Source organism: Mesorhizobium sp. NPDC059054, assembly GCF_042739215.1.
GTDB lineage: Bacteria > Pseudomonadota > Alphaproteobacteria > Rhizobiales > Rhizobiaceae > Mesorhizobium.
Map to the genome: position 1 here is coordinate 701,434 of NZ_JBHYHV010000002.1, position 12,723 is coordinate 714,156.

The window sequence follows — 12,723 nt, forward strand, 5'->3', positions numbered from 1 at the left end:
GTGCATGTTCAATGCGCGGTCTTCACCATGTCGACCTGTGTTTCGGTGACGTCGTCTTGCAGGATGTGGCCGAGGCGCTCGGCAACTAGCGCATCGTCGGCCCGGGTCTCGCGTTTCCAGGGCTGGCGGCCTTTGAGCACGCCCGATTCGTCGACGATCTCGGCGACATACTCCTCCTGGCGATAGGCCATCACATGGACGCCGGAAACGCCTGGGATTTCCTTCACTTCATTGATGATGTCGATGCAGATCTTCTTGCCTTCGGCTTTCTGGTCCTCGGCGCCTTCAAGGCGCTTGATGATGGAATCGGGGATATGGATGCCCGGTACGTTGGAGCGGATCCATTTCGCCGTCTTGGCCGAGGCCAGTGGCCCGACGCCGACGAGGATGAAGACCTTTTCGGTCAGGCCGAGATCGCGCGCTTTCTGCATGAAGGTTTTGAACATCGGCACGTCGAAGCAGTACTGGCTCTGCACGAACTGCGCACCGGCGGCGATTTTCTTGCCGAGATGGATCGGGCGGAAATCATAAGGCGGCGCAAAGGGGTTGATCGCTGCGCCTAGGAAGACCTGCGGTGGCGTCGTCAGCTTGCGGCCTGAAAGGAATTTTCCATTGTCGCGCATGATGCGGACGGTTTCGAGAAGTGACATGGAATCGAGATCGAACACCGGCTTGGCGCCCGGTTGATCACCCGCCTGCACGCCGTCGCCGGTGAGGCACAGAATGTTGGCGACGCCCATGGCCGCACCGCCCAGAACGTCGCCCTGGATGGCGATGCGGTTCTTGTCACGGCAGGCGATCTGCATGACCGGGGCGTAACCCATACGGGTCAGCAGCGCGCAGATGCCGACGGACGACATGTGGCAGTTGGCGCCGGAGGCATCGACGGCATTGATCGCGTCGACCCAGCCGTCAAATACCTTGGCACGATTGTAGACGTCTTCCGGGTCGGCGCTGTCGGGCGGGTTGAGCTCGGTTGTCACCGCAAATTCGCCGCGGCGCAGCACGCGTTCCAGGCGGCCACGTGAGGAGTGGCCGGGCTGGGGCTCCAGCGGAAGATGGATGCCAGCGGGGTTTTCGTCGCGCTGAGGCGGACGCGGCGGTGTCATGCGGAGGCTCCGGTGTTGGCGGTCTTGGCGGCATCGCGCGTGGCAGCCGCCTGCGCTGTGACGCGCAGCCAGGCGGAGGTTTCCCGCAGCGACTGGTCGACCGGCTTCTGCACGTTGAGGATGGCGTCGCCATTGTTCATGTTGCGTGAGCCTTCCCAGGCCTTGACCCAGACGCAGGGCATATCGGGTTCGACTTCGCAATTGCCGTTGGCACGCACGCCCCCGCAGGGGCCGTTGCGCAGCTGCTTGGGACAGTTCATCGGGCAGGACATGCCGGTGGAGGAGAGGATGCATTGGCCGCACATGCGGCAGTCGAACATGAAGCCTTTCACGCGTTTTTCGACGAATTTCACCGGCGCCTCGACGCGGCCGTAGCCGATGCCTTTCCAAAGCGGGTGCAGCAGCAGGAAGGCATCGGCAAAGCGGCTGTAGAACCATTCCAGCAGCTTCGAATGGCGGATCGCCCAGAGCCGTACCGAATAAGATCGCTGCACGCGCCGTTGTGGCGACACGTCGGCGGGCTTGTAGTCGCTCTTCGGTGCCGCCTTGCGCACCAGCGTCGCCTGGGTAACGCCAGAACTACCGGCGGGTGCTCCGGCAGCGCTGTTGTTTGATCCTGTGTTCGGTATCGGCTGGGTGTCAGACATTTTCCTTGCCGCCTGCCTTGGCGAGAGCGACCAGCCGCTCCCGGCTATAGTCCGCATCGATAGCTGCCGTGGCCTTTTCCGCTTCCGCCTCGAGGTCGTCGCCAACCGGAACGGGGTCCGCCTTGCGCCACTCAGCAAGATAGGCATCGGTCTCGGCAGCGCCGGAACGCATCGCGGCCATGTCTATCGCTTCGGTGAAGCGCAGCGGCAGTTCGCGCTTGGCGTTCTGCCGGCCCTTCTTGACGATGACCTGGGCGGGAATGTCGCGCCAGTAAACGACGATCAGATCGGCCATTTGTCAGTATTCCTTCTATGGTTGAAGCATTGCCGGAAGCGGGAATACCCCGCTCCTCATCAGACGACGCGCGCGCCTTCAAAAACGACGCGCTCGAATGTCGCAAAACGATAGAGCGCCTGCGGATTCGAGGCACCCAGCGCGGCCCGAAAATAGCTGCCTAATCGTGCTTGCTGAAATCGCTCACGAGCTTGCGATGGAAACGCACATAGCCGCGTTCAGTCGAGCGCAAATGCTCGGCGATTATTTCGTGAAAACGCGGCAGGCGGTGGAAGGGCACTGCCGGATAGGAGTGATGCTCGGCGTGGTAGGGCATGTTCCACGCCACGAAACGCACGATGGCCGTGGTGAAAGTGGTGCGCGTGTTTTCGAGCATGTTGGCAACATGCGGGCAGCGTGTGTGCTCGGCCAGAAGGTAAGCCCGCAGGAAGGGCTGGCCGATCAGCACCGGCACGATCCATACCCACAGCAGTGCCGTCGATTGCAAGAGCAGAGAGCCGGCCAACAACAGGGCGTAAAGGCCCAGAAACCATCGTGCCTCCGAGATAACCTTGGCACGACCTTTTTCCGGCACGAAGGGATCATCGTTGCGGCCGGAGGCATTGATGGCGATGACCTTGACCATGCCACTCCAATAAGGCCAGCCGGACAGGTAGCGCAGATACTGCGCGATTGTCTCAGGCTTCGGGCTCATCAGTTCCGGATCGTTGTCCGGATCGTGCGTGTAGCGATGATGGGCGAAATGGAAATAGCGGAACCAGGCTGGCGGCAGCAGGATGAGGAAGCCGGAAACGGCGGCGGCCACGCGGTTCAGGCGTTCGGTGCGAAATGCCGTCTCATGGATCGTCTCGTGAAGCAGCGTGAACAGGAAGACGACAAGGATACCGAGCGGCAGTATCAGCACAGGCCAGAACGGCACCTGGAACAGTATGAAGGCGGCAAGCAGCACGATCAGTCCGCCATGGAGCGCGAGCCGCAGCACACCGGGCGCGTCCTGTTTTTCGGTCAGATCGCGTCGATCCTCGACCGAGAGGGATGCGATGATCTGTCTGTGGTCGATCTCAGCCATCGGCGAAGTCTAACGCTGTCGAATTGTAGCGTAAACGGACGGTTGTTTCTGGCCTACCAGATGTTGCGGCGTAGCCCGGTCCACACATAGGACCAAACCGTCGGATGAAACCATATCTGCGAGGGCAGGCCGGGATCGAAGGGTTCGATGCGGCCGGCCAGAACCTTCTCGACCACATCGACGCAGGCGTCGCGCGAAATCGCAGCCTGGCGCAGTGGATAGGACGAGATGGTATCGCCGCGACCAGGCTTGCCGCGCGTGTGGCGCAGCACTGCGCCGGTGTCGACACCGGCATCGACGAGGTGAACGGTTGTACCAAAATTCTCGACGTCATTGTTCACCAGCGCCCAGTAAGCGCCGTTCATGCCACGGTATTTTGGATTGATGCCCGCGTGATAGTTGATGACGGGGCAAGGGATGGAAGCCAATGTCTCGCTCGTCAGCACACGGCATCCGGCAAGCAATACGACGCCTGGCTTGATGTCGGTTATAACCTTGATCGCCTCCGGCGCGTTGGCGGAGGGCACGTGCACGATGTCCTGGCCCGGCTTTGGCTGAGTCTTGAGATTGTATTCGGTCGCGATCTCTTCGGCATGCGCAGTGCCGAAACGTTTGCCGAGTCGCACCAGCACCATGGTGCCGATCTGACCTAAAACGGAGACCCAACCTTGCCGCACGGCGCGGCGCTTGAGCAGCGACCATTTGGAGATAGGCGTCTCAAGGATGACGGTGACGTTTGCGAAACGGTCGGCAATGGCGTTGACGATCGCCCAGATATGGTCGCCGCCTTCGGTGACGACGACGACGGGTGCCGTGTCTGCAGCCTCGTTCATCCTTGGAAGTCCAGCCTCTTAGAACTTGGCCGCGTGCGCAACTGCAGCGGTCGCAAGTTCAGTCCCCAGTCAAAATACCCTCGGCCGAGCCGGTTAATCCTTTATGTCAGCGTTGTTCAAGAACCAAGATCGATCAGCGTTTGAATTCGATGATGTCGAGCTTGGATTCATAGTAGGGCGCCGGAAATTCGACACGCCAGGCGTTCGGTCCGGTGCGGAAGGCATAACCGACCTGGTCGGTCTTGGGGCCAGTGCCATAGCGTTGCGCCTTCTCGCCTGCGACGAAACCAGAGCCCAGATAGATCGCGCGCTTCTCACCGTCGTCATAGAAACGACCCTTGGTGCGCTGGGAGCCGGTCGTCTTTTCCAGCGCCCAGCCGGAGCCGTCGTCGGTCACGCGGCACTTGAACCAGCCGTAGATGACAAGCGGGCCGAGTCCGCCGGCCTTGATGGTGCGGCACTGCCAGTTGCCGGTGAGGTCCTTATCCGAGAAAGGGACCAAGGGGCGGGAGAGCAGTGTGTCGAGTTCCTTCACCTCACTCGACCGGCCTGCCTTTGCCTCAGCAAGCGCTGATTTGCGGGTCGCGTCATATTTGGCAAGCCGCGCCTTGTCTGCCGGAGTGATCAATTTCTGCACCACGCCGTCCGCAAGGGCATTTCCAGCCAGAAGGATGGCTGTGGTGAATACGAAGGCGCGCAGATGCATGTCGTGTCCCCAGTGCGTCGACGACGGCGTTATAGCCCGTCCGAGTGGGAGAAAACCAGTCCGACAATCAATGGGTTGTTTGTTCGACGAAGCGGCCCAACCAGTGAGTTGGTTGAGCGATCAATGCTCCGCAGCCGCGAGGATTGCCGGCGCAAGATCGCCATAGCCGGTAAAGCGATATTCGTAGTCGAGACCCAGATAGTCGGCGGCCCACTTCGCCTTTCTCTGCAAGTCTTCGTCCTCGGTCTGTGCCAGATAGACGATCTTGGTGTAATTGCCGAAAACCATTTCCTTGAGTTCGGGATGTTTGTCGAGCTTGAGCGGTTCGATGACAAAAGCCTCGAACTGGCGCGTGATCAGGTCGGTCAGGTAGAAGGCCGTGAATTCGTCCTCAGCTACCTTCGCAAAGGCCTCATTGCCGCTGAAGAAGGCATAGCAGTGTGGCCCGCCGATACGCTCGATGCCCTCTTCCTCGCAGATCTTGTCGAGCTCGCCGCGCGTGCCGCATTCGGCATAACCGATGAAGATGCGACTGTAGCCTTCCGTTCGTGCCTTGGCGATCGCCTCACGCATCGCCGGCGCGATCTTGTCGGGATAGACATGCCAGATTGCCGGCAGACAGATCAGGTCTACATGGTCGAGATGGTTGGCTTTGCAGACCGCCAGCACCTCACGCGCGATCGCGCCGCAAGCAATGACCCGAACGCGCTCTACGAGAGGAGCGGTCGAGGGAATCTCCCCATCGACCATCACCACAGCGTCGGCGATGGCTGCCGGATCGAGGTTCTGCTGTGTTGCCATGCGGATCACTCCAACATCGCCATTCGCGTTCTGCACAACGTGGAACTGTGTTATCTCTTTGGCGTTGATGATTGTTACATCGCCATAAGGGAGACACCGTCCATGAAACTGTCACGCATCGCACCGCTCGCCGTCATTGCCGTGGCGCTCGTACTCTCCGGCTGTGCCAATACGGTTCGTGGCGTCGGCAAGGACGTCAAGGGCACTGCCCGCGCCGTCGAGGACACGGTCAAAAACTGACCGGCTCCCCACAATTGGTTACGACAAGGCCGCGTCGCAAGACGCGGCCTTTCGCGATCAGGCTGAAGCGCGCACGTTGTGCTTGCGTTTCATGAAGTCCTTGGCGGTTTCCACCGCCACCGCAGCGTCGCGGCAATAAGCATCGGCGCCGACGGCTTTGCCGAATTCCTCATTGAGCGGGGCGCCGCCGACCAGAACGACATAGTCGTCGCGAATGCCCTTTTCCTTCATCGTGTCGATGACGACCTTCATGTAAGGCATGGTGGTGGTGAGCAGCGCCGACATGCCGATGATGTCCGGCTGATGCTGCTCGATCGCGTCGAGATATTTCTCGACCGGGTTGTTGATGCCGAGGTCGATGACGTCGAAGCCCGCGCCTTCCATCATCATGCCGACAAGGTTCTTGCCGATGTCGTGAATGTCGCCCTTGACGGTGCCGATCACCATCTTGCCCTGCTTGGGAGCGCCAGTGGCTGCGAGCAGCGGGCGCAGGATGAACATGCCTGCCTTCATCGCATTTGCGGAAAGCAGCACTTCCGGCACGAACAGGATGCCGTCGCGGAAATCCTCGCCGACAATGCGCATGCCTTCGACCAGCGCCTCGGTGAGGACCGTGTACGGTGCCCAACCACGCTCCAGGAGGATGTTCGTGCCTTCCTCGATTTCTTCCTTGAGGCCATCATAAAGATCGTCGTGCATCTGCTGCACGAGTTCCTCGTCGGAGAGTTCGGAAAGGATGATCTCGTCGTCGGACATGTTTGATCTATCTCCCTGCGGCCGCGCGACCTTGTCGCAAGGCACCAATCATCGCGTCAATACCTACCGTGCGGCGACGCGCATCCATAGCTGATTTGCGACTTTCCGCAAAAGGAAAGCGACCGGGAATCTGTTGTTCTTCTTGTCGATTTTGCGACAGGCGTTGGCGCTCGCTGGCCGTTTCGGATAGGGTGCATGACTACGATCCGGGGAAGCAGCCGCCGTGAGGCGGTCGAACGGATTTCAAGGAAGAGCGATCATGAGTGAGAACGCGGCAGTCGATCACGAAGCGGCGGCGGGCGGCAGGCGAGGGCGTGGAGACCGAGGTGGCGCCGCCGCCAGACGCGCCGCGCGCACCGGCGGTGGACCCGGCCAGCAGCTCACCTATATCCGGCGCCAGATCAAGGTCTATGAAGTGCTGGACGAGGAAGGCCTGGCGCTGATCGAGAAGAACGCCGACACGGTTCTCGAAGAGACCGGGATCGAATTCCGCGACGATGCGGAAGCGCTTCAATTGTGGAAGCAGGCCGGAGCCGATGTGAAGGGCGAACGCGTTCGCTTTCCGCGAGGGCTCTGCCGCTCCCTGCTCAAGACCGCGCCGAAGCAGTATACCCAGCATGCGCGCAACTCGGAGCGTTCGGTACAGATCGGCGGCAATGCCACGGTCTTCGCACCCGTCTACGGACCGCCCTTCGTGCGCGACCTCGACGGCAACCGCCGCTACGCGACGATCGAGGATTTCCGCAATTTCGTGAAGCTCGCCTATATGGCGCCGTCGATCCACCATTCGGGTGGAACAGTGTGCGAACCGGTCGATGTGCCGGTCAACAAGCGCCATCTCGACATGATCTATTCGCACATCAAATATTCGGACAAGCCGTTCATGGGCTCTGTCACGGCGCCGGAACGCGCGGAAGACACCGTCGCGATGGCCAAGCTGGTGTTCGGCGACGACTTTGTCGAAAACAACACCGTGCTGACTTCGCTGATCAACGCCAACTCGCCAATGGTTTTCGACGAGACGATGCTGGGTGCACTGAAAGTCTATGCACGCCACAACCAGGCTTGCATCGTCACTCCGTTCATCCTGGCCGGCGCGATGAGCCCGGTGACGGTAGCCGGCACGCTGACGCAGGTCCTGGCCGAGGTTCTGGCCGGCGCTTCCTTTACCCAGCTCATCCGGCCCGGTGCGCCAGTGCTGTTCGGCACCTTCGCTTCGTCGATCTCGATGCAGTCGGGTGCGCCGACTTTCGGCACACCGGAGCCGTCGCTGGTGTCCTACGGTGCTGCGCAACTGGCGCGTCGGCTCGGCCTGCCGTTCCGTACCGGCGGTTCGCTTTGCGCCTCCAAGATCCCGGACGCGCAGGCAGCCTATGAAAGTGCCAACACGCTGAATTCGACCATTCTTGCCGGCACCAATTTCGTGTTGCATTCGGCTGGCTGGCTCGAGGGCGGACTGGCCTCCTGCTATGAGAAATTCATGATGGACATCGACCAGCTCGGCATGCAGCAGAAGTTTGCCGAGGGTGTCGATCTGTCGGAGAACGGCCAGGCGATGGACGCCATCCGCCAGGTTGGCCCGGGCAGCCACTATCTCGGCTGCGACCACACCCAGGCCAACTTCCAGACGGCCTTCTACCGTTCCGCCATCGCCGACAACAATTCTTATGAGCAGTGGTTGGCAGAAGGTGAGAAGACTGCACCGCAGCGCGCCAACGAGCTGGCCCGGCGCTGGCTGGAGAGCTACGAGGCACCGGATCTCGACCAGGGCATCGACGAGGCGCTGCAAGCCTTCATCACCAAGAAGAAGGAGTCGATGCCCGACGCCTTCACTTGAAAGGAGCCCGATTCAGGCCGGGCTAAAGTGGCCAACATCATTCACAAGGAAGTCTGGCGGAGTGCGTTTTCCGACCCGGACAAAAGGTGATGTCGGTCGATCGCCAATGAAGGTCGGGTCGCCGTGAGCAACCATCGTCAGGCCAAAGATCTACGCCTGCAAAAGATTTCGAGCCAACTCGCCGCGCATGGCCTCATCCTGCGCGGCGGTTTTGTGTTCGGGGATGGTGAAGCGGTGCCCGAGACTTCGGGGGTGAGACCGGCGAAGTCTGTTCTTCTGGTCGGGCAGGCGGGCGCGGCACCCTGGCCGTACTTCCTTGGATGGCGAGAACAGCAGCCGTGGGATCTTCAAAACCCGCTCGACACATGGTCGCGGGAGGTGATCGACGGGGTCGCGGCGTATTTCAGCGCGTGGACCGTTTATCCGTCGGACAAACCTTATCAGCCGTTCCAGCAATGGGCGATGCGGGCGGAGGGATTGAAACCATCACCGCTCGGCATCCTTATGCATCCCGAATATGGCCTGTGGCACGCATATCGGGGGGCGCTGCTGTTTGCCGACGAGATTCCGATTCCAGACATTCACGATTCGATTCATCTTTGCGACCTATGTGTCGGAAAACCCTGCCTGAAATCCTGTCCGGTGGATGCTTATTCGGGCGATGGTTTTGCCTACCAGTCCTGTCTCGCTCATGTGCATGGAGCGGAAGGTAGGCCATGCCGTACTGGCGGCTGCCTCGATCGCAACGCCTGTCCCTATGGTGCAGACTATCGGTATCCCGCTGACGTGCAGGCCTTTCACATGGCGAGCTATGCCGGCATGTAGCTGTTTGCTTTAGGGCTTCGGGCACCTGGTGGCTGCCACTCTGGCCCAATCGTTTCGTTCGGATCGTCCTTGCCTCGTGGTTGACCTCAAGCACACATGAACATATTCATCAAGTCATCCGATGACTTGATGAATATGTTACGATGCAACCAGCCAATCGCACAAATCTCACCGATAGCGCCACTGAAAGCCTGCGCACCGAAATTCTCAGCGGCCGCTGGCTGGTCGGCGGCCGCATTCCCAATGAATCCGCCTTGTCCGACCAGCTTCTGGTCAGCCGCGGCACGGTGCGGGAAGCCGTGCGGGCGCTGGTTTCGCAAGGCCTGCTCGAAACACGCCAGGGGTCCGGTACCTATGTACGCTCGGCTGTCGACCCCACAGCGGCGCTGGTGCGGGTCAGGCGGGCCTGCCTGCGCGACCAGTGGGAAGCGCGCACGGCGCTCGATGTGGAGGCGGCGCGGTTGGCGGCGCTTCGACACACACCGGCGGACATCGAAAGGCTCAGTCGCCTGCTCGCCGAGCGCGGCACGGTCGCCGATGACGGACAGCACAATTTCGTCTGCCGCGACCTCGCTTTCCACAAGGCAATCGTGGCGATGTCGGGCAATCGCGCCATGGTAGAGCTCTACGACTTCTTCACCGCGGCAATTGCCGAAACCATCCAGGCGACGCTGGGCGGTGACCTGCCGGAACCGGATGTTCCGATGCACGCGCAGATCATCGAGGCCATCGCCTCGGGCGATCCGGACCGCGCCGGTGATGCCGTCCGTGCTTTCATGACACCCGTTCTCCTGCAACTCGACCGGCACCTCGCACAATGAACCAGATTTTCCGTCAGAACCGGCCTCAGGCCGGACAATCGGCCATGGACGCTATCGATGACCAGCTCATCGACGCCGAAGCCGACAGCCTGCCACCACCGCAAGCGCCGGTGCTTGCAAGCCCGGCCGCGCGCATCCTGCTCGGCGCCAGCCTCGTGCTGATCGCTTTCAACCTGCGTCCGATATTTTCCAGCCTCTCGGTGCTGTTGCCGGAGATGATGCAGGCAACGGGCCTGTCCAGCACCGGTGCTTCGCTGCTGACGACGCTGCCGGTGCTGTGTCTCGGCATCTTTGCGCCCTTTGCGCCCAGGCTGGCGCAGCGCTACGGCGCCGAGCGCACGCTGCTTGGCGTCATGGCACTGGTCACGCTGGGCACGGCGCTACGCGGATTTGGATCGGTGCCGATCCTGTTTGCCGCCACCTTCATCGCGGGCGCCGCCATCGCGGTCGGCAACGTGCTGTTGCCCGGTTTGGTCAAGCGCGACTTTCCCGACAGCATGGCGCTGATGACCGGCCTCTATACGATGGCGTTGTGCGCGGGAGCGGCCGCCGCTTCCGGGCTGACGCTACCGGTCGAACATTACATCACGGGCTCCTGGGCCGTCGCACTCGCCGCCTGGGCGGTACCGGCTTTTGCCGTTCTGTTGTTGTGGACGCCGCAGGCATTCGCCACCCGCCACCGGACAAGCCATAGCGGTTTCCGTGTCACCGGACTGTGGCGAGACCCGCTGGCATGGCAGGTCACGCTGTTCATGGGCCTGCAGTCGGCACTGGCCTACAGCATCTTCGGTTGGCTGGCCCCGATCCTGCGCGAGCGTGGCTTCGACGCGACCGCCGCCGGCGCGATCGTCTCGGTATCCGTGATGGCCCAGGTCGTTGCTTGCCTGGCAGTGCCGCCAATCGCGGTTCGCTGCCGTAATCAGAGCATCGTCAATGTCGCCCTGGTCGCTGTCGCGGTCGTTGCGCTGCTGGGTATGCTGTTCGCGCCAACCTCCATGACGCTGCCTCTGGCCATCGTCCAGGGGTTGGGACAGGGTGGTTTGATCGCTGCTGCGATGACAGTGATCGTCTTGCGCTCGCCCGACCCGCATGTGGCGTCGCATCTTTCCGGCATGGCGCAGGGCGTTGGCTATGTGCTGGCTGCGATCGGCCCGCTGCTGGTCGGTTTGATCCATGGCTGGACCGGAAGCTTCGCTGCCTGCGCAATCCTTTTTACGGCTCTCGGTCTCGGGGTTGCGGTGATGGGGTTTGGAGCCGGCCGAACGCAGCTGGTCGGTGCACGCACGGTGCGTCTCGAAAAGCACGGCTGACGACCCGGCTTGCCTGCCGCGAGGCTCGCGCTATCTATCCGTTCCCATTTCCCCCAACATGGAGACGGATGGTGCCTTCAGCCAGCAAGCGCGACATCACGATCAGAACCCCGGACGGTGTGGCGCGGGCTTCCATGTTCCGCACCGGACAGGTGAAAGCCGGGGTCGTCCTATACATGGATGCCTTTGGACCACGTCCCGCGCTTTATGACATGGCAGCCAGGCTCTCCGGTCACGGCTACGCGGTACTGGTGCCGGATCTGTTCTATCGCAACACGCCCTACGGGCCGTTCGACGCCAAGACCGCCTTTGCCGAGGAAAAGAGCAAGGCGGCGCTCACGGCCCTGATCAGTGGCACGACGCAAGACATGACCGCCCGCGACAGCGGCGCCTTCATTGCGGCACTCGAGACAGAAGGTGTGCGGGGGGCGATTGGCGTCGTCGGCTATTGCATGGGTGGCGGTCGCGCGCTCAACGCCGCGGCGGCGTACCCTGACAAGATCGCGGCTGCTGCGAGCTTCCATGGCGGCCGGCTGGGAACGGATGCACTAGACAGTCCGGCTTCGAATGCGGCCAAGATCAAGGCGCGCGTCTATGTCGGCTCGGCCGGCGTCGACGGCAGTTTCCCGCCGGAGCAGTCGGCCCGGCTGGCGCTGGCATTGCGGGAAGCGGAAGTCGACCACGTCATCGAGAACTATGTCGGCATGCAGCATGGCTGGTGCGTGTCGGATCACAGCGTTTTCGACATTGCCGGCGCCGAACGCCATTGGAAGCGTTTGATAGACTTCTTTGGCGAAACCCTGGGCTGATCTCTTCGACGAGTCCGCCAGCCGATGCCTTTTCAACTACTTTGAGGAAAAATCTTCCCATCCGCCCAAGGATTGGCCAATAGGCGTCGTCCAACAGGCAAATGATGGCGATGATGCTGGACGACGAGGCATCCGACACCGAGTTGATCGGGCGGGCCAGAGAAGGAGACAGGGACGCGTTCGGCCAACTGGTCGGGCGTCACTACGATTTTGTCTACCGCGTCGCCTATCGCTGGTGCGGCCGCAAGGCCGATGCTGAGGATGTCGCCCAGGACGTGTGTGTACGGCTCGGCCGGGCGATCCGTGATTATCGCGGCGGTGGCGCCTTCACCACCTGGCTTTATGCCATGACCTTGAATGCCGCCCGCGACCTTGCACGCAAGAGCGCCCGGGAGAGCGCAAAGACGGAGGCGTATGGTAGCCATACACAGATCGTCGGGCAGGCGCAGGCCGCTGAAGAAAATGATCCGGTGGATGCGCTCTGGGCGGCGGTGCGTCTCCTTCCCGACAAGCAGCGCGAGGCAGTTCTGCTGGTCTATGGGGAGGGACTCAATCACGCGGCTGCGGCCGAAACGATGGCAATCTCGGAGGCGACGGTTTCGTGGCACATCCATGAAGCGAAGAAACGGCTGAAAGTTCTGATGCGTTCAGTCGGGGAAGTTTGA

At 61.5% G+C, this 12,723-nt stretch carries 15 protein-coding genes; 7 read left to right on the forward strand and 8 right to left on the reverse strand.

Annotation, left to right across the window (positions count from 1 at the left end):
* Positions 1 to 8 precede the first annotated feature (8 nt).
* The 7 genes from ACFWXH_RS11100 to ACFWXH_RS11130 form a co-directional block, all read right to left on the reverse strand.
* Positions 9 to 1,109, reverse strand: coding sequence for a methylenetetrahydrofolate reductase (locus ACFWXH_RS11100; protein WP_054308032.1), 1,101 nt, complete (start codon positions 1,107 to 1,109; stop codon positions 9 to 11).
* On the reverse strand, positions 1,106 to 1,756 hold the full coding sequence (locus ACFWXH_RS11105) for a methylenetetrahydrofolate reductase C-terminal domain-containing protein (RefSeq protein WP_379120124.1): 651 nt from the start codon (positions 1,754 to 1,756) through the stop codon (positions 1,106 to 1,108). The genes ACFWXH_RS11100 and ACFWXH_RS11105 overlap by 4 nt, the downstream gene beginning before the upstream one ends.
* The gene (locus tag ACFWXH_RS11110) at positions 1,749 to 2,051 is read right to left on the reverse strand and encodes a virulence factor (protein WP_054308030.1); all 303 of its coding nucleotides are present in this window, start codon (positions 2,049 to 2,051) and stop codon (positions 1,749 to 1,751) included. Before ACFWXH_RS11110 ends, ACFWXH_RS11105 begins: the two co-directional genes overlap by 8 nt.
* 160 nt (positions 2,052 to 2,211) lie before the next feature.
* A complete protein-coding gene (locus ACFWXH_RS11115; protein WP_379120126.1) occupies positions 2,212 to 3,120 on the reverse strand; it encodes a fatty acid desaturase in 909 nt (302 codons plus the stop codon).
* Between the two features lie 53 nt (positions 3,121 to 3,173).
* On the reverse strand, positions 3,174 to 3,953 hold the full coding sequence (locus tag ACFWXH_RS11120) for a formyl transferase (protein WP_379120128.1): 780 nt from the start codon (positions 3,951 to 3,953) through the stop codon (positions 3,174 to 3,176).
* A 133-nt stretch (positions 3,954 to 4,086) separates the two neighbouring features.
* Positions 4,087 to 4,659, reverse strand: a complete 573-nt coding sequence (locus tag ACFWXH_RS11125) for a DUF4893 domain-containing protein (RefSeq protein ID WP_379120130.1) — start codon at positions 4,657 to 4,659, stop codon at positions 4,087 to 4,089.
* 120 nt (positions 4,660 to 4,779) lie between these two features.
* Complete coding sequence (locus ACFWXH_RS11130; protein WP_379120909.1) at positions 4,780 to 5,409, reverse strand: DUF1638 domain-containing protein; 630 nt, start codon at positions 5,407 to 5,409, stop codon at positions 4,780 to 4,782.
* Positions 5,410 to 5,562: 153 nt separating this feature from the next.
* Between ACFWXH_RS11130 and ACFWXH_RS11135 the strand changes: the two genes are divergently transcribed.
* Positions 5,563 to 5,700: an entericidin A/B family lipoprotein gene (locus ACFWXH_RS11135; RefSeq protein ID WP_082407155.1), complete on the forward strand. Its 138-nt coding sequence runs from the start codon at positions 5,563 to 5,565 to the stop codon at positions 5,698 to 5,700.
* Positions 5,701 to 5,757: 57 nt separating this feature from the next.
* Here the strand turns inward: ACFWXH_RS11135 and ACFWXH_RS11140 are convergent, their stop codons facing one another.
* Positions 5,758 to 6,456: a B12-binding domain-containing protein gene (locus ACFWXH_RS11140; protein ID WP_054308027.1), complete on the reverse strand. Its 699-nt coding sequence runs from the start codon at positions 6,454 to 6,456 to the stop codon at positions 5,758 to 5,760.
* Positions 6,457 to 6,715: 259 nt separating this feature from the next.
* Between ACFWXH_RS11140 and ACFWXH_RS11145 the strand changes: the two genes are divergently transcribed.
* From ACFWXH_RS11145 to ACFWXH_RS11170, 6 genes are all read left to right on the forward strand, one after another.
* Positions 6,716 to 8,293 carry a trimethylamine methyltransferase family protein gene (locus ACFWXH_RS11145; RefSeq protein ID WP_379120133.1) on the forward strand — a complete coding sequence of 526 codons (1,578 nt, stop codon included), beginning with the start codon at positions 6,716 to 6,718 and terminating at the stop codon, positions 8,291 to 8,293.
* Positions 8,294 to 8,416: 123 nt separating this feature from the next.
* Positions 8,417 to 9,118: a hypothetical protein gene (locus ACFWXH_RS11150; protein WP_379120135.1), complete on the forward strand. Its 702-nt coding sequence runs from the start codon at positions 8,417 to 8,419 to the stop codon at positions 9,116 to 9,118.
* 143 nt (positions 9,119 to 9,261) lie between these two features.
* Positions 9,262 to 9,939, forward strand: coding sequence for a FadR/GntR family transcriptional regulator (locus ACFWXH_RS11155; RefSeq protein ID WP_379120137.1), 678 nt, complete (start codon positions 9,262 to 9,264; stop codon positions 9,937 to 9,939).
* Positions 9,940 to 9,983: 44 nt separating this feature from the next.
* Complete coding sequence (locus tag ACFWXH_RS11160; RefSeq protein WP_054308425.1) at positions 9,984 to 11,249, forward strand: CynX/NimT family MFS transporter; 1,266 nt, start codon at positions 9,984 to 9,986, stop codon at positions 11,247 to 11,249.
* Positions 11,250 to 11,383: 134 nt separating this feature from the next.
* Positions 11,384 to 12,058 (forward strand): dienelactone hydrolase family protein, encoded by a 675-nt coding sequence (locus ACFWXH_RS11165; protein WP_379120911.1) that lies wholly within the window; start codon positions 11,384 to 11,386, stop codon positions 12,056 to 12,058.
* Between the two features lie 104 nt (positions 12,059 to 12,162).
* Entirely contained in the window at positions 12,163 to 12,723 is a 561-nt protein-coding gene (locus ACFWXH_RS11170) for an RNA polymerase sigma factor (protein ID WP_379120139.1), read from the forward strand.